This is a genomic window from Stenotrophomonas sp. As-7 (assembly GCF_030291015.1).
Classification (GTDB): Bacteria; Pseudomonadota; Gammaproteobacteria; order Xanthomonadales; family Xanthomonadaceae; genus Stenotrophomonas; species Stenotrophomonas lactitubi.
The window spans coordinates 4,181,237-4,200,984 of sequence record NZ_CP127405.1; the positions used below are offsets into that span (position 1 = coordinate 4,181,237).

General features: G+C 67.7%; 18 protein-coding genes. 10 read left to right on the forward strand and 8 right to left on the reverse strand.

All coding sequences use genetic code 11. From position 1 onward, the window contains the following. Positions 1–192: 192 nt before the first annotated feature. On the reverse strand, positions 193–2,043 hold the full coding sequence (gene rpoD / locus QP457_RS19095) for an RNA polymerase sigma factor RpoD (protein WP_180165431.1): 1,851 nt from the start codon (positions 2,041–2,043) through the stop codon (positions 193–195). 90 nt (positions 2,044–2,133) lie between these two features. Continuing rightward, on the reverse strand, positions 2,134–2,574 hold the full coding sequence (gene dtd / locus QP457_RS19100) for a D-aminoacyl-tRNA deacylase (protein WP_180165429.1): 441 nt from the start codon (positions 2,572–2,574) through the stop codon (positions 2,134–2,136). A 61-nt stretch (positions 2,575–2,635) separates the two neighbouring features. Between dtd and QP457_RS19105 the strand changes: the two genes are divergently transcribed. The 4 genes from QP457_RS19105 to QP457_RS19120 all read left to right on the forward strand — a co-directional run bounded on the left by QP457_RS19105 (position 2,636) and on the right by QP457_RS19120 (position 6,892). Further along, entirely contained in the window at positions 2,636–3,556 is a 921-nt protein-coding gene (locus QP457_RS19105) for a lauroyl acyltransferase (RefSeq protein WP_205405551.1), read from the forward strand. Positions 3,557–3,631: 75 nt separating this feature from the next. Further along, positions 3,632–4,765, forward strand: coding sequence for a GTP cyclohydrolase II RibA (gene ribA, locus QP457_RS19110; protein WP_205405552.1), 1,134 nt, complete (start codon positions 3,632–3,634; stop codon positions 4,763–4,765). Between the two features lie 112 nt (positions 4,766–4,877). Further along, positions 4,878–5,354 (forward strand): PH domain-containing protein, encoded by a 477-nt coding sequence (locus QP457_RS19115; protein WP_100554223.1) that lies wholly within the window; start codon positions 4,878–4,880, stop codon positions 5,352–5,354. Continuing rightward, a complete protein-coding gene (locus QP457_RS19120) occupies positions 5,351–6,892 on the forward strand; it encodes a PH domain-containing protein (RefSeq protein WP_205405553.1) in 1,542 nt (513 codons plus the stop codon). The genes QP457_RS19115 and QP457_RS19120 overlap by 4 nt, the downstream gene beginning before the upstream one ends. A gap of 137 nt (positions 6,893–7,029) precedes the next feature. On the opposite strand, the gene QP457_RS19125 is transcribed toward QP457_RS19120, so the two are convergent. Then, positions 7,030–8,088, reverse strand: coding sequence for a CDP-glycerol glycerophosphotransferase family protein (locus tag QP457_RS19125; RefSeq protein ID WP_205405554.1), 1,059 nt, complete (start codon positions 8,086–8,088; stop codon positions 7,030–7,032). Here QP457_RS19125 and QP457_RS19130 point away from each other — a divergent pair. Beyond that, complete coding sequence (locus QP457_RS19130) at positions 8,087–8,893, forward strand: glycosyltransferase family 2 protein (RefSeq protein WP_205405555.1); 807 nt, start codon at positions 8,087–8,089, stop codon at positions 8,891–8,893. The genes QP457_RS19125 and QP457_RS19130 overlap by 2 nt on opposite strands. A 25-nt stretch (positions 8,894–8,918) precedes the next feature. Here the strand turns inward: QP457_RS19130 and QP457_RS19135 are convergent, their stop codons facing one another. The 5 genes from QP457_RS19135 to def all read right to left on the reverse strand — a co-directional run bounded on the left by QP457_RS19135 (position 8,919) and on the right by def (position 14,956). Continuing rightward, positions 8,919–10,094: an O-antigen ligase gene (locus tag QP457_RS19135; protein WP_240196595.1), complete on the reverse strand. Its 1,176-nt coding sequence runs from the start codon at positions 10,092–10,094 to the stop codon at positions 8,919–8,921. 233 nt (positions 10,095–10,327) lie between these two features. Then, on the reverse strand, positions 10,328–12,040 hold the full coding sequence (locus QP457_RS19140; RefSeq protein ID WP_205405556.1) for a glycosyltransferase family 39 protein: 1,713 nt from the start codon (positions 12,038–12,040) through the stop codon (positions 10,328–10,330). Between the two features lie 22 nt (positions 12,041–12,062). Then, on the reverse strand, positions 12,063–13,394 hold the full coding sequence (gene rsmB, locus QP457_RS19145) for a 16S rRNA (cytosine(967)-C(5))-methyltransferase RsmB (protein WP_205405557.1): 1,332 nt from the start codon (positions 13,392–13,394) through the stop codon (positions 12,063–12,065). A 3-nt stretch (positions 13,395–13,397) separates the two neighbouring features. After that, entirely contained in the window at positions 13,398–14,321 is a 924-nt protein-coding gene (fmt, locus tag QP457_RS19150) for a methionyl-tRNA formyltransferase (RefSeq protein WP_205405558.1), read from the reverse strand. 122 nt (positions 14,322–14,443) lie between these two features. After that, positions 14,444–14,956 (reverse strand): peptide deformylase, encoded by a 513-nt coding sequence (def, locus tag QP457_RS19155; RefSeq protein WP_025879059.1) that lies wholly within the window; start codon positions 14,954–14,956, stop codon positions 14,444–14,446. Positions 14,957–15,084: 128 nt separating this feature from the next. Here def and QP457_RS19160 point away from each other — a divergent pair, with 128 nt between their 5' ends. The 5 genes from QP457_RS19160 to QP457_RS19180 all read left to right on the forward strand — a co-directional run bounded on the left by QP457_RS19160 (position 15,085) and on the right by QP457_RS19180 (position 19,742). Continuing rightward, entirely contained in the window at positions 15,085–16,212 is a 1,128-nt protein-coding gene (locus tag QP457_RS19160; RefSeq protein ID WP_205405559.1) for a LysM peptidoglycan-binding domain-containing protein, read from the forward strand. A 132-nt stretch (positions 16,213–16,344) separates the two neighbouring features. Further along, positions 16,345–17,472, forward strand: coding sequence for a DNA-processing protein DprA (gene dprA / locus QP457_RS19165; protein ID WP_205405581.1), 1,128 nt, complete (start codon positions 16,345–16,347; stop codon positions 17,470–17,472). Between the two features lie 43 nt (positions 17,473–17,515). Next, complete coding sequence (locus QP457_RS19170) at positions 17,516–17,989, forward strand: DUF494 family protein (RefSeq protein ID WP_025879062.1); 474 nt, start codon at positions 17,516–17,518, stop codon at positions 17,987–17,989. A 40-nt stretch (positions 17,990–18,029) separates the two neighbouring features. Next, positions 18,030–18,764, forward strand: a complete 735-nt coding sequence (locus tag QP457_RS19175) for a GYF domain-containing protein (protein ID WP_180165403.1) — start codon at positions 18,030–18,032, stop codon at positions 18,762–18,764. Between the two features lie 48 nt (positions 18,765–18,812). Next, positions 18,813–19,742, forward strand: a complete 930-nt coding sequence (locus tag QP457_RS19180; RefSeq protein ID WP_100553741.1) for an RDD family protein — start codon at positions 18,813–18,815, stop codon at positions 19,740–19,742. The last annotated feature ends 6 nt before the right edge of the window (positions 19,743–19,748 follow it).

Here is a 19,748-nt window from a genome sequence, read left to right on the forward strand (position 1 = left end):
GGCGCGAATCTTGGCGATTGGAGACGACGAAGAATTGGCCAAAACGTCATCGTGGGAGAGCAGCCGAGCATGGGCTCGGCTCTACAGAAGGCACCCTCGCCATCCGGCGCCCAGCCCAAAGAAAAACCCCGCCGAAGCGGGGTTTCTCTCGACAGAAGCAGTTGCCGAGCATGGCTCGGCACTACCTGGAGATCAATCGATATCCAGGAAGCTGCGCAGCTGCTCCGAACGGCTCGGGTGACGCAGCTTGCGCAGGGCCTTCGCTTCGATCTGGCGGATGCGCTCGCGGGTCACGTCGAACTGCTTGCCGACTTCCTCGAGGGTGTGGTCGGTGTTCATGTCGATGCCGAAGCGCATGCGCAGCACCTTGGCTTCCCTCGGGGTGAGGCCGGCCAGCACGTCGCGCACGGTTTCAGACAGATTGATGTTGGTGGTGTTCTCGATCGGGGACTCCACGTTGGTGTCCTCGATGAAGTCGCCCAGATGGGAATCCTCGTCGTCGCCGATCGGGGTTTCCATCGAGATCGGCTCCTTGGCGATCTTCATCACCTTGCGGATCTTGTCTTCCGGCATGTCCATTTCCTTGGCCAGCTCCTCCGGCGTAGCCTCGCGGCCGTACTGCTGGAGCATCTGGCGGGAAATGCGGTTCAACTTGTTGATCGTTTCGATCATGTGCACCGGAATACGGATGGTGCGCGCCTGGTCGGCGATCGAACGGGTGATGGCCTGGCGGATCCACCAGGTCGCATACGTGGAGAACTTGTAGCCGCGGCGGTACTCGAACTTGTCCACGGCCTTCATCAGGCCGATGTTGCCTTCCTGGATCAGGTCGAGGAACTGCAGGCCGCGGTTGGTGTACTTCTTGGCGATGGAGATCACCAGGCGCAGGTTGGCCTCGACCATTTCCTTCTTGGCCTTGCGCGCCTTGGCTTCGCCGTAGGCCATGGCACGGCTGAGTTCCTTCAGCTCGTCCAGGTCCAGCAGGGTGACCTTCTCGATATCGATGGTGGCCTGCTGCTCGGACACGATCTGGTCCTTCACTTCACGCAGCGCCGAAGACCACTTCTGCTTGCGCTTCAGTGCGTCTTCCACCCATTCCAGGTTGGTCTGGTTGCCTTCCCAGGAACGGATGAAGTCCTTGCGCGGCATGCGGGCAGTGACGGTGGCCAGGTTCAGCACGCGGCGCTCGTGGGCCTTGACGCTGCCCATGGTGTCGCGCAGCTGCTTGGTCAGCACGTCGGTCAGCGGCAGCGGCAGCTTCAGGGTGACGAACACCGCCGACATCTCCTCGCGGAGCTTCAGCAGGTTCTTCTTGTCGCCCTTGGCAGCCGCCTTCTTGAAGGCGTTGAGGGCATCAGCCAGCGCCTGCATGCGCGCGGCGACTTCCTCCGGATCCGGACCGGTCGGTGCTGCTTCTTCATCGCCGCCGTCGACGTCGTCTTCTTCCTCGTCGGCGTCCGCGTCGGCATCGTCCGCGTCATCGGCCACGGCAGCGGCGGGAGCCGGCACGTCGTCGGTCAGGTCGTTGAAGCCGACGATCACTTCGGCAAGGCGCTTGCGGCCTTCCTTGTGCGCTTCGTAATCGGTCAGCAGCGATTCGACCGACACCGGGAACTGGCCGAGTGCGGCCTGGACCTGGGACAGGCCTTCTTCGATGCGCTTTGCAATGGCGATTTCGCCTTCGCGGGTCAGCAGCTCGACGGTACCCATTTCGCGCATGTACATGCGCACCGGGTCGGTGGTACGGCCACCTTCGGTGTCGAGCGCGCTCAGCGCGGCGGCCGCTTCTTCGGCTGCGGTGTCGTCGACCTCACGGTTGCCCGTGTTGCCGTCGTTGAGAAGCAGGGTTTCCACATCCGGAGCAACTTCATGGACATCAATGCCCATGCCGTTGATCATGCCGATGATGTCTTCGATCTGTTCCGGGTCGACCATGTCGTCCGGCAGATGGTCATTGACTTCGGCATAGGTCAGGTAGCCCTGTTCCAGGCCCTTGCTGATCAGTTGCTTGATTTCGGATTGGGCAGGACGTTCGTTGGCCATGTAGTGCTCGCGCCACCGGCTAGGGGGAAATAGGGAACGTAGCATTATACCAGCCCGGGGCCCGGCCTGCCGGGCGGTGGTCCCGGTGGCCTAGGGCCTGAGGAGGAAGGTCACGGGACCGTCATTGACCAGGCTGACGACCATATGGGCACCAAAGCGGCCCGTTTCCACCCCTGGCGCGTGATTTTCACGACAGATCCCGACAAATCGATTGAACCCGCGTTCAGCCTCCTCCGGCGGTGCCGCGCTGGTGAAGCTGGGCCGCATGCCGGAACGGGTGTCCGCGGCCAGGGTGAACTGGCTGACCAGCAGCAGGCCGCCGCCGGTATCACGCAGCGAGCGGTTCATTTTGCCGGCCTCATCTGCAAACACACGGTAGCCAAGCAGGCGTTCGGCCATCCGCTGCAGCTGGGCCTCGGTATCGCCCGGCTCCATGCCGACCAGGGCCAGCAGGCCGGGGCCGATCTGCCCTACCGCCTCACCTTCCACATGCACGGCGGCCTGGCTGACACGTTGAATCAGGACGAGCATCGGCGGGCTTCCAGGCAAGGGGCCGGCCACGATAGCAGCGCCCTTGGCTAAACTGGGGGAGATGAATCCACACCGCAAAGCCCGGCTGGTCTACCGCGCCACCACCCTGTTCGCCCGCCTGCCCTGGCCGCTGCTGCGCGGATTCGCGCGTGCCCTGGCCTGGATGTGGGTGCGCCTCGATGCCCGCGAAAGCCGCGTCACCCGCCGCAACCTGGAGCTGGCCTACCCCGAGCTGGACGCGCCGGCACGTGACCGCCTGCAGCGCGACCTGCTGCGCTCCACCGCCCTGCAGGCCATCGAGACCCTGCGCCTGTGGAGCCGGAAGCCCGAAGACAACCTGCGCCTGTACCTGAAGGAGCGCCACGGCCAGGCGCTGTACGACGCGGCGCTGGCCAGCGGCAAGGGCGTGATCGTGGCGGCCCCGCACTACGGCAACTGGGAGCTGCTGAACCAGTGGCTGGCCTCGCGCGGGCAGATCGCCATCGTCTACAAGCCACCGGAGGACGAGGCCAGCGATGCCTTCCTGCAGATCGTGCGCGGCGGCCACAACGTGCAGCAGGTGCGCGCCGAGGGCCCGGCCGTGCGCCAGCTGTTCAAGGTACTCAAGGACGGCGGTGCCACCGGCATCCTGCCCGACCAGCAGCCCAAGGCCGGCGACGGGGTGTTCGTGCCGTTCTTCGGCGTGCAGGCACTGACCATGACCCTGGTCAACCGCCTGGCCGAGCGCACCGGCGCGACGGTGCTGTATGGCTGGTGCGAGCGCATCGGCCCGGACATGGAATTCGCCCTGCACATCGAGCCGACCGACCCGGCCGTGGCCGACCCGGACCCGCAGGTCGCCGCCACCGCGCTCAACGCGGGTATCGAACGCATCGCCCGCCGCGACCCGGCGCAGTACCAGTGGACCTACAAGCGCTATACGCTGCGGCCACCGGGCAGCGGCGAGGAAGACCCGTACGCGACCGACGAGCATCCGCACTGAAAGCCGCTGCACCCGGCCTGCGACACACCGCCGCAGCACGTTGAATACGACGCTGGCGCCCCCATAGAGACACCGATGTCCGCCTCCCCCGGTCCTGCCATGTCTGCTTCCTCCCTGTTCGGTGATCCGGCGGCGATCCGCTGCGAGCGCGCGGTCGCCGAACTGCGCGCCGGTCGTCCGGTCCTGCTTCACGATGGCCAGGGCCAGCGCCTGGCGGTGATCGCGCTGGACAGCGCTACTGCCAGCAGCTTTGCCGCCTTCGCCAGCGCCGCGCGCGAGCGCCATTACCTGTACCTGACCGCCACCCGCGCCCGCGTGCTCGGCGTGGAGGCATCCGAGGGCGCGCGCCTGCCACTGGCCGGCGTCGCCTTCGATGCCCTGCCCTCGCTGGGTTACCTGCGCGAACCAGGGCCGATGCCCGCGGCCTGGAGCGCAGGCGATGCGTTCGATGCCGGCGCGGTGGAACTGGCCCGGTTGGGCCTGCTGCTGCCGGCGATGGTGGCCGTGCGCCTTGAGGCGGCCGACAACACCTTCGATGGCGCCGCCGAGGTCGGCCTGTGCGATCTGGCCGAAGGCGCTGCGCATGCCGCACATGATTACGAACTGGTGGCGCGTTCTCCGGTGCCGCTGCGTGATGTCGGCATGACCACGTTCGCAGTGTTCCGCGGCGGCGTCGCCCAGCGCGACCAGGTGGCGATCATCGTCGGCGAACCGGACCTGTCCGCCGTGGTGCCGGTACGCGTGCATTCGTCGTGCCTCACCGGCGACCTGTTCGGTTCGCTCAAGTGCGACTGCGGCGACCAGCTGCGTCGCGGCCTGCGCAAGCTGAAGGAACTGGGCGGTGGCGTGCTGCTGTACCTGGACCAGGAAGGCCGCGGTACCGGCATCGCCGCGAAGATGCGCGCCTACGGCTACCAGCATGACGGGCTGGATACCATCGACGCCGATGCGCAGCTGGGCTTCGGCGCCGACGAACGCCGCTATGGCAGCGCGGTGGCGATGCTGCGCGGGCTGGGTGTGTCCCGCGTTGCCCTGCTCAGCAACAACCCGACCAAGGCGCAACGCCTGCGCAACGCCGGCATCGAAGTGCTGGACTGCATTCCGGTGACCGGCGAGATCACCGCCGAGAACGAGCACTACCTGCGCACCAAGGCCGACCGCGCCGGCCACCTGCTGGATGTCGACGCGCTGATCCAGGCCGCCCAGTAACGCGGGCGACCTGCTAACGTCTGCGCGGTGCGGCCATCACCGCGCCTGCCCGCCCTGCTGCCCGACGGACGCCCGCGTGACCGAACTTCCTTTGCCTGTTGCTGCCGCCGAAATGCCCCTCGACCACTGGCAACCCCTGCCGCGACGCGCTGCCCGGTTGGCGGCGCTGGAGGGCGCCTTCGGCGGACTCTTCATCCCCGGCGCACCGCTGGCGGCCGTCTGGTGGTTCTTCGATCTTCCCGGTGGCCTGTGGGCTGCCTCGCTGGGCCTGCTGGTCGGCCTCGCCTTCGGTGGCTGGATCGGCCATCGCCGCCTGACCCGCACCCGCTGGCGCCTGGATGCACAGGGCCTGGGCCTGCGCCGCGACCTGATGTGGCAGCTGGAGACCCGCATTCCCATTTCGCGCGTGCAGCACCTGGACCTGCGTCGGGGACCGCTGGAGCGGCGTGCTGGCCTGGCCACGCTGATCGTGCACACCGCCGGCACCCGCCTGAGTGCGGTCACCGTCAACGGCCTGGACGAAGCCGATGCCGAGCGCCTGCGTGACACCCTGGCCCATCAGCTCGACCAGGACGCCGACGCCCTGTGAGCCTGCCACCGCCCCTGCCGCCGTCGCTGCCCAACGGTGGCGAAGAGCATCGCCTGCACCCGTGGTCGTGGCTGTTCGTGCTGCTGATGCAGTTGCGCCACTATCTCCTGCCGCTGGTCGCGTTGCTGGTGTTCGGCCAACGCAGCGACCGCGATCCGATGTGGGCACAGTTGATCCCGCTCACCGCCATCGCCGCGCTGGTGCTGGTCTCGGTACTGCAGTACCTCAGTTACCGCTACCGCATCGGCAACGATGCGATCACCGTGCGCAGCGGCCTGCTGGCGCGCAACCGGCGCGAGATTCCCTTCGCCCGCATCCACAACGTGGAAGTGCGGCAGAACCCGTTGCATCGGTTGTTCGGGGTTGCCGAACTGCGCCTGGAATCGGCCGGTGGCGTGCGCCCGGAAGCGGAGATGCGGGTGCTGCGGCTGGATCAGGCGTTGGCCCTGGAACAGCTGGTGCGCCAGCGTGGACAGGCGCCCGAACCAACGCCGGGCGGCGCGCCGGCTGCCAGTGTCGTGCCGTCCGACGACGAGCAGGTCCTGCTGCGCCTGTCGAGCTGGGATGTGCTGCGCATGGGCCTGCTGTCCAACCGTGGCTGGGCACTGGCGATCGCCGCCTTCGGTGTTCTGTTCCAGACCGTACCGCGCCCGGTGATGGACGATGCCATCCAGCGCGGCGGGCGCGAGGCCTTCGGCTACGCCAGCCATCTGCACACCGGGGTAACCGGTGGGCTGGTGCTGCTGGCCGCGGTATTGCTGCTGGGCTGGCTGCTGCTGCGAGTGTTGTCGGTGGTGCTGACGCTGCTGCGTTACCACGGCTTCACCCTCAGCGAGCGCGAACGGCGCCTGACCGTCTCCACCGGCCTGCTCAGCCGCACCCGCAGCAGCGTCGCGCGCCGCCGCATCCAGGCATGGACGCTGGGCGAGAGCACCCTGCAGCGCTGGTTTGGATTGCGCCAGCTGCGCATCGACAGCGCCGCCGGTGGCCCCTCGCGCGACGACGACCGCGCGCTGCGCGAGCTGGCTCCGCTGGCTGGCGCCAGCGCCTGCGACGGGCTGGTGCGCCACCTGCTGCCGCAGCTGCAATGGCCGCCACAGCAGTGGCAGCCGATACCGCAACGCGGTTGGTGGCGATTGTCGCTGTCCACGTTGCTGACGGTGCCGTTGCTGACCGCCGCTCTTTACTGGCGCTGGGGCCTGCCGGCGCTGGCACTGCTGGCCTGGCTGCCAGTCAGCCTGTTGATCGCGCACCGGCAGATGGCACGGATGGGCTGGCACCTGGACGGCCAGTTTGTGGCGGTGCGCGGCGGCTGGTGGAAGCGCTGGTGGCGCTGGGCCGAGCTGGACAAGGTGCAGGGCCTGCGCCTGCAGCGCTCACCGCTGGACAAGCTGCTGGGTACGGCCAGCCTGCAGCTGGACACCGCCGGTGCGCATGGCGATGTGGCGTTGGCGCTGCGCTACCTGCCGCAGGCGCGTGCGCATGCGTTGATGGAAGAACTGGCGACGGCGCTGGCGCGGCGCAAGCTGCGCTGGTAAGCGGCCGAGCGTTGAATTGACCATCCACGCATGGCGTGGATCTACTGGTGCACGCGAGGCTCTACGGTAGTGCCGGCCGCTGGCCGGCAATCGCAGGCATCCCCGTGGGTGCCGGCCAGCGGCCGGCACTACCCATATCACCGTTGCGACGGCCCCCAGTAACCCAGGTCCTTGCGGATCTGCAGGTCACGCACCCAGCTGCCGAACGGCTTGCGACGCAGCGCACCCATCTCGCCGGACAGGAAATCCTCGGTGGCGGCGATCACCCGCTCGCTGGACAGGCCATCGCGGTAGGGGTGGATGGCATCGGCGTAACGCACGATCTCCGCCTGCAACGCCGCATCCGGATGCAGCGCGCGCGCCAGCATGGCCGGCAGCTGCTGCGGATCGTCGAAATCGATCATGTGCGGCTTCGGCACGCGGTTGCGGAAGGTCACCACCGGCTTGTGCTGGACGATGAACTCGGAAACGATCGATGAGGTGTCCGATACCAGCACGTCGGCGGCGCGCTGGGCAGCCATCACCTGTTCCGGTTCGATGAAGCGCGCATTGGCGCCGGCCAGCGCGCGGTAGCGTTCGAACAGGTCCGGCGGGCACTTCGGGTGCAGGGTCAGCAGCCAGTAGTGCTGCCCGGCGGCGATGTCGGCCGCGATCTGCGCATGCAGGTGCGGGGCGGCACTCAAGCGTTCGGTGAAGGTTGAACCGAACAGGATCACTGGGCGGCCACCGGCCGCACTACGCAGCGCGGCACTGTCGCCGCCGTCATCGCGGAACAGCGGGTCCAGTTTCGGCCAGCCGGTTTCCGCCACGGCAAAATGACCCTGCAATGCCGCGATCTCGCGGAACGGCGCGGTGGTGGCAGGGCCCTGCGTGCAGTAAAGGTCGAACATGCCGCGCACCCGGAAGTGGCCACGCGCACTGTCGCGCTTTTCCACGTTGAAGCCGTGGAACAGCTGCACCTTGGCCCCCGACAGGAAAGTCGGCACCCAGTTGGCCGCGCTGAACACCGCCCGCGGACGCATCGCCAGGGCCTGCTTCAGGCCGATGTTGGGCACGCCGGGCAGCTGACTGCCAGCCGCACCATCTTCGAACCAGGCCGCCACTTCCTGGCCGGAAGCGTGCAAGGCCTGCACCAACGGGGCGAGAATAGGCAGCGCATAGCGCTCCGTCGCAAACAACAGGTACCCGGCCATCATGTCCTCCACGACCGCTCCCATCGAACGGCCTCGCATCTCGGCCTGCATTATCGCGTTCAACGAGGCCGGGCGCATCGGCGACTGCCTGGCCTCGCTGGCCTTCTGCGACGAGATCGTGGTGGTGGACTCCCTGTCCACCGATGCCACGGTAGCCATCGCCGAGGCTGCCGGCGCCCGCGTGCTGCAGCGCCCGTTCGATGGCTTCCGCAGCCAGAAGGCGTTCTGCGTCGAGCAGGCCCGCCACGACTGGGTACTGTGTCTGGACGCCGACGAGCGCGTCAGCCCGGAACTGCGCACGGCCATCGAGCAAGCCCGCGACGGCGGTTTTGCAGGTCATGCGGGTTACCGCTTCGCCCGCCTGTCGGAGTACTTCGGCAGATTCCTGCGCCACGGCAATGCCTATCCGGACCGGGTGCTGCGCCTGTTCGACCGCCGCCACGGCGGCTGGCGCGGCAAGCGCGAGATCCACGAAGCGGCCAGCGTCGATGGCGCCGTCGGCACCCTGCGTGGGGACCTCATCCACTTCCCTTACCGCTCGCTGCAGCAGCAGCTGGCCAAGACCGAGAAGTACGCGCGGATGATGGCCGAGCACGAGTTCGCGCGCGGCAAGCGGGCCACCCTCGGCAAGCTGGTGCTGGCCCCTGCCTGGCGGTTCTGGCGCGGCTTCCTGTTCCGTGGCGGCTTCCGCGACGGCTGGCATGGCCTGGTGTATGCCTATGTGCGCGCCAACTACGTGCGGCAGAAGACCATCATGCTGTGGATGCTGGGCAACGGCCAGGCCGTGTCCGACCCACCCAACCGCTGAACGGGGAATCGGCCTGGGCTGGACGCTATCGGGCGTTCCTTGCCCGGTGTCGCGCACCTTCCACGATCGACAGGCCGGTCAGCAGGCCGACGATGGTGACGTAGAAGCTGGCGGTCATCTGGTGCGCGAACATCGACTGGGTCAGTCCGCACAGGATGTAGGACACCACCACCATCACGCCGGCGGCAGCCGGGCCACGGAAGGTGGTGTGCCCGCTGCGCCGGTGCAGGCGCACGAACACCCACAGGGGAACGCCATACACGGCCAGCAGCAGCAGCAGGCCCGGGACGCCCTGGGTTGCCGCCCACTCGGCGACATCGTTGTGGGCATGGCCCAGATGACAGCGCTGTTCCTGCGGATCCTCGCGACAGATCGGAACCCGCTGCATGGCGTTGTCGAAGTGGCCCACGCCCACCCCGATCAGTGGGTGATCGAGGAAGGTATCCCATGCCACCTGCAGGCGCTCGACCCGGGCACCTGCAGATGAGTCGCTGTCGCCCTGCTCCATGCGCTGCACATCGCTGTGCAGTTCGGTCAGGCGCACCTGGTGGCGAAGTTCGGGCACCGACAGCAGCAGGGTCGCAGCAATGGCCAGCATGCCGGCAAGCACCGACAGGCGCGCCACGCCGGTACGCCAGCGCAGGCTGAGGGCCAGCACCACCAGCAACGCCAGCAGCGCTGCGAACACGCCACGGCTGCCGGTGAGGATGATGGTTCCACACCCGGCGGCCATGCCGACGATCACCAGCGACCAGCGTCGCGAGGGCCGGCAGAACACCAGCAGCACCATCAGCATCACCACGATGTCGGCGAGCACGATCGCGTTGGTGGACAGTTCCGCGCGCGGCGCGCCTCCCAGGACCTGCAACAACGCAAGCGCGAAGGTACCCAGCAGGCCGGCGAACGCACCACGCCACAACCAGCGCATGTCCGGCCGCAACGCGCAGACCCACACCGCGATCCACGGGATCACCAGGAATCGCGAGCGGTTGTCGACGTTGCGCAGGCCATGCTCGAACACGACCATCGAGAGCACGCCCAGGGCCAGCACCGCCAGCGTCAGCCAGGTCAACACCCTGATCGGTTGGATATCCATGTGCCGCGCACGCCACAGCAGTTCCGGCGCCATCAGCGTCGTGACCAGCAACACCAGGCCATACGGCAGCAGGTTGATGGGAATGGTCAGCACCAGCGCCGGCATGCAGAACAGGCCTATCTGCGCCAACCAGTGCGCAGCGCGCGGGCGCCCCCCAACGGGTACACCCAGCGGATCGCCGGCCGTGGATTCCAGGTTGTGCTGTGAAACTGCCACGTCGAAAATTTTCGCTGCGATCCTGCGGAATGAACGGGATCGCCGGCACGGCCGATCCCACGTTGACGTTTTACTGCCTTTGTCGCTGCTTGGGCAGTCTGGACAAGCACAGGCCAGAGTGGTTACTCCTCGCGCTGCAGTCGCCGCTCGCGTTCGCGCTCTTCGGCGCTGGCCACGCACCGGCCCTGCACCGCAGCGCCCGGCACCAGCCACCAGCGGCGGCGATTGGCGATTCCCGCCAGTTCGGCACGGCTGCGGTCGATGCACGGCAGCAGCGCGTCTTCGTGGACCAGCAACCAGCGCCGCTGCGGCGCCAACTGCTGCCATTCCACGGCCGCGGCCAACTGTGCATCCCAAGGCTCGTTGAAGCCGAAGGTTGCCGCCGGGCGGTCGGCCATCAGCAGATTCTGCTCTTTCCAGGCCACCAGTCCCAGCTCCGCATCGGCGCCGATGCGCTGGCCGGTGTGCCGCATCAGGCCGCGGGCGGAACTTGAATCATTCAGCAGCGGATAGCCGATCAGGCTGTACAGCACCCAGACGACGGTGAGGGTCGAGACCAGCGCCAGCTGGCGGCGGCCGCGCCCGAACAACAGCAGGCTGGCCACACCCCAGCCGCCCATCGCCATCGCCGCCCAGGCCAGGGCGTTCATCTCGCCATTGCCGATGCCCCGCGTCTGCATCAGCCGCGTTTCGAAGCCGGGCTTGCCCAGCAGGGCCGCCAGCCCGGCGGCCAACGTGCCCAGCGACAGCAGCAGCGTGAACGCGCCCAGCAGCCATTGCACATCCCGCCGGCGCAGCAGCCCCGGCAGCAGCGGCGCCAACGCCAGGCAGAACATCGGCAGTGCCGGCAGGATGTAGACGTCGCGCTTGCCATTGGGGATCGAGAAGAACAGCACGATCAGCGCCCACCAGCCCAGCAACAACAGGTAGCGCGCGTCCCGACGCTGCAGCCGGCGCCGCCAGGCAGGGATCGCCCACGGCACTGCCAGGAAGGCGGGAATCCACATCGACGGCATGGTGCCCAGGAAGTACCACCAGGGCTGGTGGTGGTCCCACGATTGCGCATAGCGCTTGGCGGTCTGCCGGAACAGGATGTCGTCCATGTAGGCCAGGTACTCGCCGGAGCGGGTCGCCAGTGCGGTCATCACCATCGGCACCAGCCACAACGCGATGGCCAGCACGAACGCCAGCGGCGCCAGCCAGAAGCGCAGGTCGCGCGCATGCAGCCGTACGCGCGGCCAGTGCAGCGCCGAACCGATCACCGCTGGCACGATCATCAGCAGCGCGATCACGCCCACGCCCTTGGTGATCACGCCGATGCCGGCAAAGAACCAGCCCAGCCACCACCAGCGCCACGCGGGCCCCAGCAATAGGTGGCGCAGCAGACCGTAGTTGGCCAGGGTGATGAACAACACCACCAGCGGATCGATCTGCGCCTTCTTCGCCTGGAAGGTGAACTGCAGGGCGAACAGCAGCGCCCAACCGGCATACAGGCCAACCTGGCGTGTCCACAGGCGCCGGCCCAGGTCGACCACGCACCACAGCGTGCCGAGGGCGGCGATCAGCGAGGGCAGCAGGAACGCCACACGCCAGTTGCCGACCACGCTGTACAGCGTGGCCTGCCACCACATCAGCATCGGCGGCTTGTCCGAGTACAGCTCCAGCCCACGATGCGGGAACAGCCAGTCGCCGCTGTCCACCATCTGCTTGGCGACCAGGGCGAAGCGCGGTTCGTCCGAGGGCCAGGGATCACGTAGTCCCAAGCCGGCGCCCAACACCAGCAGGGCCATCACAACAAACAGCCACGTCTGGCGTGACGCACGGGTTTTCAGCATGGGGGCTCGGACAGCGGTTGGGTCAGGCCTTTTTTAGCAGACGCGCGTAGAAAAATCCGTCAGCATCGTTTTCACCGGGCAGGCGCTGGCGAGCGATACCGTCACAGTCCAGACCAAATGCGTCACCCAGCGCGACCGCTTCCGCATCCGCGTGCCACTTCAGGAAGCCCTTCACCTGATCGACGTTTTCCGCACGCAGGATCGAGCAGGTGGCATACAGCAGCACACCGCCGGGGCGCAGCATCGACCAGCAGGCCTCCAGCAACCGGGCCTGGATGCCGACCAGCGCATCGATATCCTCCGCACGGCGATGGAACATCACGTCCGGCTGCCGGCGGATGACGCCGGTGGCCGAGCACGGTGCATCCAGCAGGATCGCATCGAACGGCACGCCGTCCCACCATGCCCCCGGATCGCTGGCGTCGGCCACCAGGACCTCGGCGCCTTCGCCCACCCCGGTACGGGCGAACGTATCCTTGGCGCGCGCCAGGCGACGGGCGTCGATATCCAGCGCCAGCAATCGCAGGCTGGGGTCGCGCTCAAGCAGGTGCGCAGCCTTGCCACCCGGCGCGGCACACGCATCGAGCACACGGCTGCCGGTCGGCGGTGCCAGCGCGTCGGCGGCGCATTGCGCCGACAGATCCTGCACCGACAGCAGGCCTTCGCCGAAGCCGGGCAACTGGTTCACCGGAACCGGCGCGGCCAGTCGCAACGCATCGGCGCTCAGCGGGCTGGCTTCGGCGGCAATGCCCGCCTCGGCCAGAGCCGCCATCATCTTGTCGCGCCCGCCCTGCTGGCGGTTGGCACGCAGCCACAACGGCGCCGGCTGGAGGCTGGCAGCGAAGATCGCCTCGGCCTGTGCCGGCCAGTCGCGTTCGACGGCCTCGGCCAGCCAGAGCGGAAATGCGTCGCGTGCCGGTTGTTCGGGGAAGCCCTCGCGCTGGGCACGGCGCAGGATCGCGTTGACCAGGCCCGCCTGGCGTTCACGGCCAAGTGCGCGTGCAGCATCGACCGTGGCCGACAGCGCCGCATGGGCCGGCAGCTCCAACACATCCAACTGGGCGAAGCCCACCATCAGCAGCGTGCGCAGGTCGGCATCGCGCGCGGACAGCGGCTTCTGCATCCATCCCTGCAGGGCGGCGTCATAGGTGCTGCGACGGCGCAGCACCGCAAAGCACAACGCTTCAAGCAGCGCACGGTCGCGGGTGTCGGCCAGTTTCGGCAGCGCCCAGGCCAGCTCCGCCTTGAGCGAACGGCCGCGGGTGAACACCTGCGCCAGCACGCGCGCCGCCAGCATGCGGGTGGCTGCGCCCGGCGCCGCTTTGGCGATGGAAAAATCGTTTGCCTTGCTCACCCGTCAAACCCCCACGCGCAGGTCACGGCGGGCATTGAGGTAGTCGGCGGCGGTGATGGCCTTGCCGCCTTCCCGCTGCAGCACGCGCAGGCGCAGTGCGCCCTGCCCGCAAGCGATGTCGATGCCCTCGCGGCCAGCGGCCAGCACCGTGCCCGGTGCCTGGCCATGCGCAACATCCAGCGCCACCGCGCCGTGGATGCGCACGCGCTCACCGGCCAACAGTGCCTCGGCAATCGGCCACGGATTGAACGCACGCACCGTGCGGGCCAGCGCTTCTGCGTCCTGCGCCCAGTCCAGTTTTGCCTCGGCCTTGTCCAGCTTGTGCGCGTAGGTCACGCCCTGCTCCGGCTGCGGCCGTGCGATCGGCTTGATGCCGGCACGCAGCAGGCCCAGCCCATCGGACAGCACCTGCGCGCCGAGCTCGGCCAGCTTGTCGTGCAGCTGGCCACCGGTATCGGTGGCGGCGATCGGCAGCTCCTGGTGCAGCAGCACCGGGCCCGTATCCAGGCCTGCTTCCATCTGCATCAGGCAGATGCCGGTCTTCTCGTCACCGGCCTGGATGGCACGCTGGATCGGTGCGGCGCCGCGCCAGCGCGGCAGCAGCGAACCATGCACGTTCCAGCAACCGTGGGTCGGGATGGTCAGCACCGCCTTGGGCAGGATCAGGCCATAGGCCACCACCACCATCAGGTCCGGCTGCAGGTCACGCAGCTGCTGCTGGGCCGCCTCGTCCTTCAGCGTTTCCGGCTGGTACACGGGGATGCCGCGGGCGACCGCTTCCAGCTTGACCGGCGAAGGCGCCAGCCCACGGCCGCGACCGGCCGGGCGATCAGGCTGCGTATAGACAGCCACCACCTCGTGATGACGCGCGGCCGCGCGCAGCGACGGCACCGCGAATTCCGGCGTACCGGCAAAGACAATCCTCATGGCAACCCCACTTGCAGGATGAAATCGTGCAGGAAAAAAAACGGCGCCGTCGACCGGCGCCAGGCAGCCCGCGCGTCACGCACAGGCGCGAGCCACCCCGAAAGGGCGGCCCGCAACAACCATCACGCCACGTGCTTGCGCTGTTTGGCCAGCTTCTTGCGGACCATCTCGCGCTTCAGCGGCGACAGGTAATCGATGAACAGCTTGCCGTCCAGATGGTCCATCTCGTGCTGCACGCAGACCGCCAGCAGGCCATCGGTGGTCAGTTCCTGCGGCTGCCCCTGGCGGTCCAGGAACTTGACGGTGATGGTGTCGGCACGGGTCACGTCGGCGAAGATGCCCGGCACCGACAGGCAGCCTTCCTGGTACACCTGGCCCCCGTCCTTGGCGACGATTTCCGGGTTGATGAACACGCGCGGCTCGTTCTTTTCTTCGCTCACGTCGATGACCATGAAGCGCTGGTGCACGTCCACCTGGCTGGCAGCCAGGCCAATGCCGGGGGCGTCGTACATGGTCTCGAACATGTTGTCGAGCAGCTCCTGGAACGCCGGCGTGGTCACTTCGGCGGCATCGATCAACGCAGCCTTGGTACGCAGGCGCGGATCGGGGAACTCAAGGATGGGGAGTAAAGCCATGGCAGTTTCCGGGGTTGGGGCCGGGTTACGCCGGCATACGTCGCAGATTCTAGCTCCAACGCTTGCCTTGCGCCCCGGTTTCTGGACTATAGTGCGCGGACCTGTTGGGGAATCAGGGCTTCACACCTATGTTGCTTCGTTTTCGTACGGTCGTCGCCGCGGCGATGCTGACCGTGGCTGCCTATGCTACCGCCGTGGAAGTGAATGGCGGGCACCCGGACACCTATGTGGTCCGCAAAGGGGACACCCTGTGGGACATCGCAGGACGTTTCCTGCAGAAACCCTGGCTGTGGCCGGAGATCTGGCAGGCCAATCCGCAGGTCGCCAATCCACACCTGATCTATCCCGGTGACGTCCTCAGCCTGGCCTACCTGGACCGTGTGACGGCCCAGCCCGGCCCGCGCCAGGAAGCCCCGGTGACCGGCGTACCGCTGGCCCAGGTCGAGCCGTTCCTGAAGCAGCTCAGCGTGGTCGACAGCATCGAACAGCTGCCGTACGTGGCCGGCCTGGAAGACAACCGCCTGCGCGCCACCGGTGGGCAGACCGCCTATGTGCGCCTGGCCGACGCCCAGGTCGGGCAACGCTGGGCCGTGGTCCGTCCGACCGTGCGCTACGCCCAGCCCAAGCCAACCGAGGACCTGACCGCCAACGGTGATGTCACCCCGGGCAGCGGCAACCTCTGGAAGGCCTTCAGCGCTCCCAACCACCGCCGTGGCGTACTGGGTTACGAGCTGGCACAGGTCGGCACCGGCACCATCACCAAGGTGGCCGGCGGCAAGTCCGAAGCGTCGACCCTGGTACTGGACAACGCCAGCGGCGGCCGTGAAGTGCGTGCCGGCGACCGCCTGGTACCGGTCGAGGCCACGCCGTACGACCTGCAGTTCTTCCCGCATGTACCCGCAGCGGGTGTGGAAGGCGTCGACGTGCGCGTACTGGCGGTCACCGACATGTTCAACGCCGGCGGCCCGCGCGATGTGATCGCGATTTCCGCTGGCCGCGCCCAGGGCGTGGACAACGGCACCGTATTCTCGCTGTGGCGCCAGGGCAGCCACGTGGCGCACCGGATGAAGTTCCCGGGGTCCTCGCGCATGGACGACTCGACCAGCACGGGCGCCGGCCGGGTCAGCCTGCCGGATGAGTACGCCGCGCATGCCATGGTCTTCCGCACCTTCGACAACGTCAGCTATGCGTTGGTGATGCAGGGCGTGAAGCCGGTGCGTGTGGGCTACAGCGCGCTGCATCCGGACGCGAAATGATCCGGCGCCGGGCCCCGCCCGGCCTCGGCAGATGGCGCCGGCCGCATCGGCCGGCAACCTCCGGGATACCCTGACAGCAATACGCGAAGGCGCCCTAGGGCGCCTTTGTTGTGTGGGGCCGATAGTCGGGGGATGACTGAGCATGGACATGAGGCGCTGCTGCGCCTGTTGATCGCCGGTGGTTCCCTGGCACCCAGGCGCGCGCTGTTGCAGACCACCGGCAATGCGGATGCAGCGTTGGCACTGGGCGTTGCAGGCTGGCGGGCCCACGGCTGCACGCCGGAACAATGCGCTGCGCTGGAGCGTCCCGACACCCGCGCCCTCGCGCTTGCGCAGCGCTGGCTGCAGCAGCCGGATCATCATCTGCTGGCCTGCAACGATCCGGCCTTCCCGCCCCTCCTGCTCGATGCACCCAATCCGCCCCTGGCGCTGTTCGTTGCCGGGGATCCGGCCATCGCCTGGCGTCCCGCGGTAGCCCTGGTCGGCAGCCGTTCACCCACTCCCGCCGGGCGTGCCCTCGCCGCCCGGTTTGCCACCTGCTTCGTCGAGGCCGGGTTGGCCGTGACCAGTGGATTGGCGGCAGGTATCGATGCCGCCGCCCACCAGGCGGCGTTGGACGCAGGCGGCTGCACCCTTGCGGTGATCGGCACCGGCCCCGACCGCGCCTATCCCACCAGCCACACCCGTCTGCAGGCAAGAATCGCCGCGGAAGGTGTGGTGCTCAGCGAATATCTGCCAGGCACCGCCGCACGGCCGGGCCACTTCCCCGCGCGCAACCGGCTGGTGGCCGGGCTGGCCCTGGCCACGGTGGTGGTCGAGGCCGCACAACGCTCGGGCGCCCTGATCACCGCCCGGCTGGCGGCTGAAGCGGGCCGTGAGGTCTGTGCGATACCCGGCTCGGTGCTCAATCCGCGCGCAGCCGGCTGCCACCGGCTCATCCGTGAAGGGGTCGCCCTGGTCGAACGCCCCGAGGAAGTGCTGGAACTGCTGGCCCCGGCATTGCGCCTCCAGCTTCCGGGCTTGCAAACCCGGCTTGCCACCCCCACTGAACAGGCAGCGCCGGCGGACCTGCCGGCATGCTGGGCGAACGACGCTGACTACCAGAGCTTGTGGCGGGCACTGGAGTACGACCCCATCAGTATGGATTCACTGATCACGCAGTGTGGATTGACGGCGTCGGAGGTGTCCTCCATGCTGCTGGCCATGGAACTTGCGGGGATCGTGGTGTGCGTACACGGCCGCTACTGTCGACGTCCCTAGTTTCTTCACCTCCACAGCGTCGCGCGACGCAGGCCGAGGGGCAATGAAAGAGAGCATCCTGGATGTACTGTTGTACCTGTTTGAACACTATTTCAGCGAAGATGCGGACCTGATCCGTGACCGCGACTCACTGCAGAATGGCCTGATCCAGGCCGGTTTCAGCCCCACTGAGATCAACAAGGCATTCGAATGGCTCGATGCCCTGGCAGCGCAGCGCCCAAGCGCGGCCCAGGCCCGGGTCGATGGCCCGGTGCGCATCTATCACGGCCCGGAGCTGGACAAGCTTGATGTGGAATGCCGTGGTTTCCTGCTGTACCTGGAACAGCACGGCATCCTGGATGCCGGCCAGCGCGAGCTGGTGCTGGACCGGGCCATGGCCCTGGACCAGGACGAACTGGACCTGGACGACCTGAAATGGGTGGTGCTGATGGTGCTGTTCAACCAGCCCGGCGCCGAGGCGGCCTACGCCTGGATGGAAACGCAGATGTTCGTGGACGAGCCAGAACCCCTGCACTGACCGTACACTTGGGGGCCGTGCGCATTCAGGAGCGTCCCCCGTGAGTGAGTGGTTCCATGCCGAAGGCAACCGCCAGCAAGGCCCGTTGCCCTCGGAACAGTTGATCGAGCTGTTCCGTAGCAACCAGATCACCCTGGACACCCTGGTATGGCGCGACGGCTTGCCGCAATGGCAGCCGTTGCGCAATGTGGTCGACGAACTGGGCCTGATCGTGCCCGCCGTTGATGCACCCGTCACTGCGGCACCGCCGCCGCCTGCCGCTCCTCTGCCGCCGACCCTGCCGCCTGCCTCTCCGTACGCGACCACGCCGATGGACGCTGCACCGGCCACGAAGAAGGGCCTGTCCGGCTGCGCGTTGACCGCCATCATCGGCGGCGTTGCCCTGCTGGTGGTGGTGCCGATCCTGGCCATCCTGGCGGCCATCGCGCTGCCGGCCTACAACGATTACACGATCAAGGCCAAGGTCGCCGGCGCGATCACCGCGCTGCAGCCGCTGAAGGACAAGGTGCAGCATTTCGCCGATGACCAGGGCCGTTGCCCGGGCGCCAACGACGCCGGTTTCCCGGCCGTGGACGAATTCGCGGGCCAAGGCCTGTCGGCCGTGCATATCGGCCGCTTCAACAATGGCCACTGCGGTATCGAAGCGACGCTGGCGTTTCCGGGCAAGAGCCAGGATGGCGATCTGCTGTGGCTCGAGTACGACCGCGACAGCGGACGCTGGGAATGCAGCGGCGAAAGCGACGACAAGTATCTGCCCACGCAATGCCGCGGCTGAGCCGCGCATCGGGCAACCCACCAAGGACGACCCAACAGGGGACATGCAATGACTGAGTGGTACTACGCCGAAGGACAGCAACGCCAGGGACCGCTGGAGGTCACCGAGATCCGCCAGCGTTTCCAGCGCGGCCAGTTGACCCTGGACACGCTGGTCTGGCGCGAAGGCATGGGACAGTGGGCACCGCTGCGGCAGATGGTGGACGAACTGGGCCTGCAGACCCTGGCCGATGCCAGCACCTCCACCGCGACCGGTGGCTTCGACCTGCGCAACGACTACGCCGCGATCGACAACGGCACCGCGCCACTGCCGGGCACCGGCGCCCTCAGCAGCTCGCCGTACACTGCGCCCGGTGCAGGCGGCGGTGACTATTCGCAGCCGGTGCAGGGCGGCGAAGTGGTCTATGCGGGCTTCTGGAAGCGCTTTGCCGCCTACCTGATCGACTATTTCGTCCTGCTGATTCCCAGCGGCGTGGTCGGTGGCGTGCTGGGCTTCGTGCTCGGCGCCGGCATGGGGGCGACCGGCAGCGGCGAAACAGCAGTGGAAGTGGTTACCCAGCTGATCAGTGGCCTGGCTGGCCTGTTCATCGCCGCCGCCTACTACGGCTGGTTCCATGCCTCCCGTGGCGGCGCCACCCTCGGCAAGATGGCCATCGGCATCAAGGTCGTGCGCGGCAACGGTGATCGCCTGACCCTGGGCCGCAGCATCGGCCGCTATTTCGCCACCATCCTCAGTGGCCTGACCCTGTGCATCGGCTACCTGATGGCCGCCTTCACCGAGCGCAAGCAGGGCCTGCATGACCTCATCTGCGACACCGTGGTGGTCGACCGCTGGGCCTACACCGACCAGCCGCAGCTGCAGCGTCGCGAACTGGGCACGGTGACCATCGTGATCCTGGTGCTGGGCGGCCTGCTGATGCTGGCCGGTTTCGCCGCGATCATCATCGCTGTCGGCGTCATCGCCAACATGGCGTCCTGATCGGGG

What these genes read in the sequence shown, in the direction of transcription:
- rpoD (WP_180165431.1), bottom strand. Translation starts at nt 2,043, where the DNA reads ATGGCCAACGAACGTCCTGCCCAATCCGAAATCAAGCAACTGATCAGC.
- dtd (WP_180165429.1), bottom strand. Translation starts at nt 2,574, where the DNA reads ATGCTCGTCCTGATTCAACGTGTCAGCCAGGCCGCCGTGCATGTGGAA.
- QP457_RS19105 (WP_205405551.1), top strand. Translation starts at nt 2,636, where the DNA reads ATGAATCCACACCGCAAAGCCCGGCTGGTCTACCGCGCCACCACCCTG.
- ribA (WP_205405552.1), top strand. Translation starts at nt 3,632, where the DNA reads ATGTCCGCCTCCCCCGGTCCTGCCATGTCTGCTTCCTCCCTGTTCGGT.
- QP457_RS19115 (WP_100554223.1), top strand. Translation starts at nt 4,878, where the DNA reads ATGCCCCTCGACCACTGGCAACCCCTGCCGCGACGCGCTGCCCGGTTG.
- QP457_RS19130 (WP_205405555.1), top strand. Translation starts at nt 8,087, where the DNA reads ATGTCCTCCACGACCGCTCCCATCGAACGGCCTCGCATCTCGGCCTGC.
- QP457_RS19125 (WP_205405554.1), bottom strand. Translation starts at nt 8,088, where the DNA reads ATGATGGCCGGGTACCTGTTGTTTGCGACGGAGCGCTATGCGCTGCCT.
- QP457_RS19135 (WP_240196595.1), bottom strand. Translation starts at nt 10,094, where the DNA reads ATGCCGGCGCTGGTGCTGACCATTCCCATCAACCTGCTGCCGTATGGC.
- QP457_RS19140 (WP_205405556.1), bottom strand. Translation starts at nt 12,040, where the DNA reads ATGCTGAAAACCCGTGCGTCACGCCAGACGTGGCTGTTTGTTGTGATG.
- fmt (WP_205405558.1), bottom strand. Translation starts at nt 14,321, where the DNA reads ATGAGGATTGTCTTTGCCGGTACGCCGGAATTCGCGGTGCCGTCGCTG.
- def (WP_025879059.1), bottom strand. Translation starts at nt 14,956, where the DNA reads ATGGCTTTACTCCCCATCCTTGAGTTCCCCGATCCGCGCCTGCGTACC.
- QP457_RS19160 (WP_205405559.1), top strand. Translation starts at nt 15,085, where the DNA reads ATGTTGCTTCGTTTTCGTACGGTCGTCGCCGCGGCGATGCTGACCGTG.
- dprA (WP_205405581.1), top strand. Translation starts at nt 16,345, where the DNA reads ATGACTGAGCATGGACATGAGGCGCTGCTGCGCCTGTTGATCGCCGGT.
- QP457_RS19170 (WP_025879062.1), top strand. Translation starts at nt 17,516, where the DNA reads ATGAAAGAGAGCATCCTGGATGTACTGTTGTACCTGTTTGAACACTAT.
- QP457_RS19180 (WP_100553741.1), top strand. Translation starts at nt 18,813, where the DNA reads ATGACTGAGTGGTACTACGCCGAAGGACAGCAACGCCAGGGACCGCTG.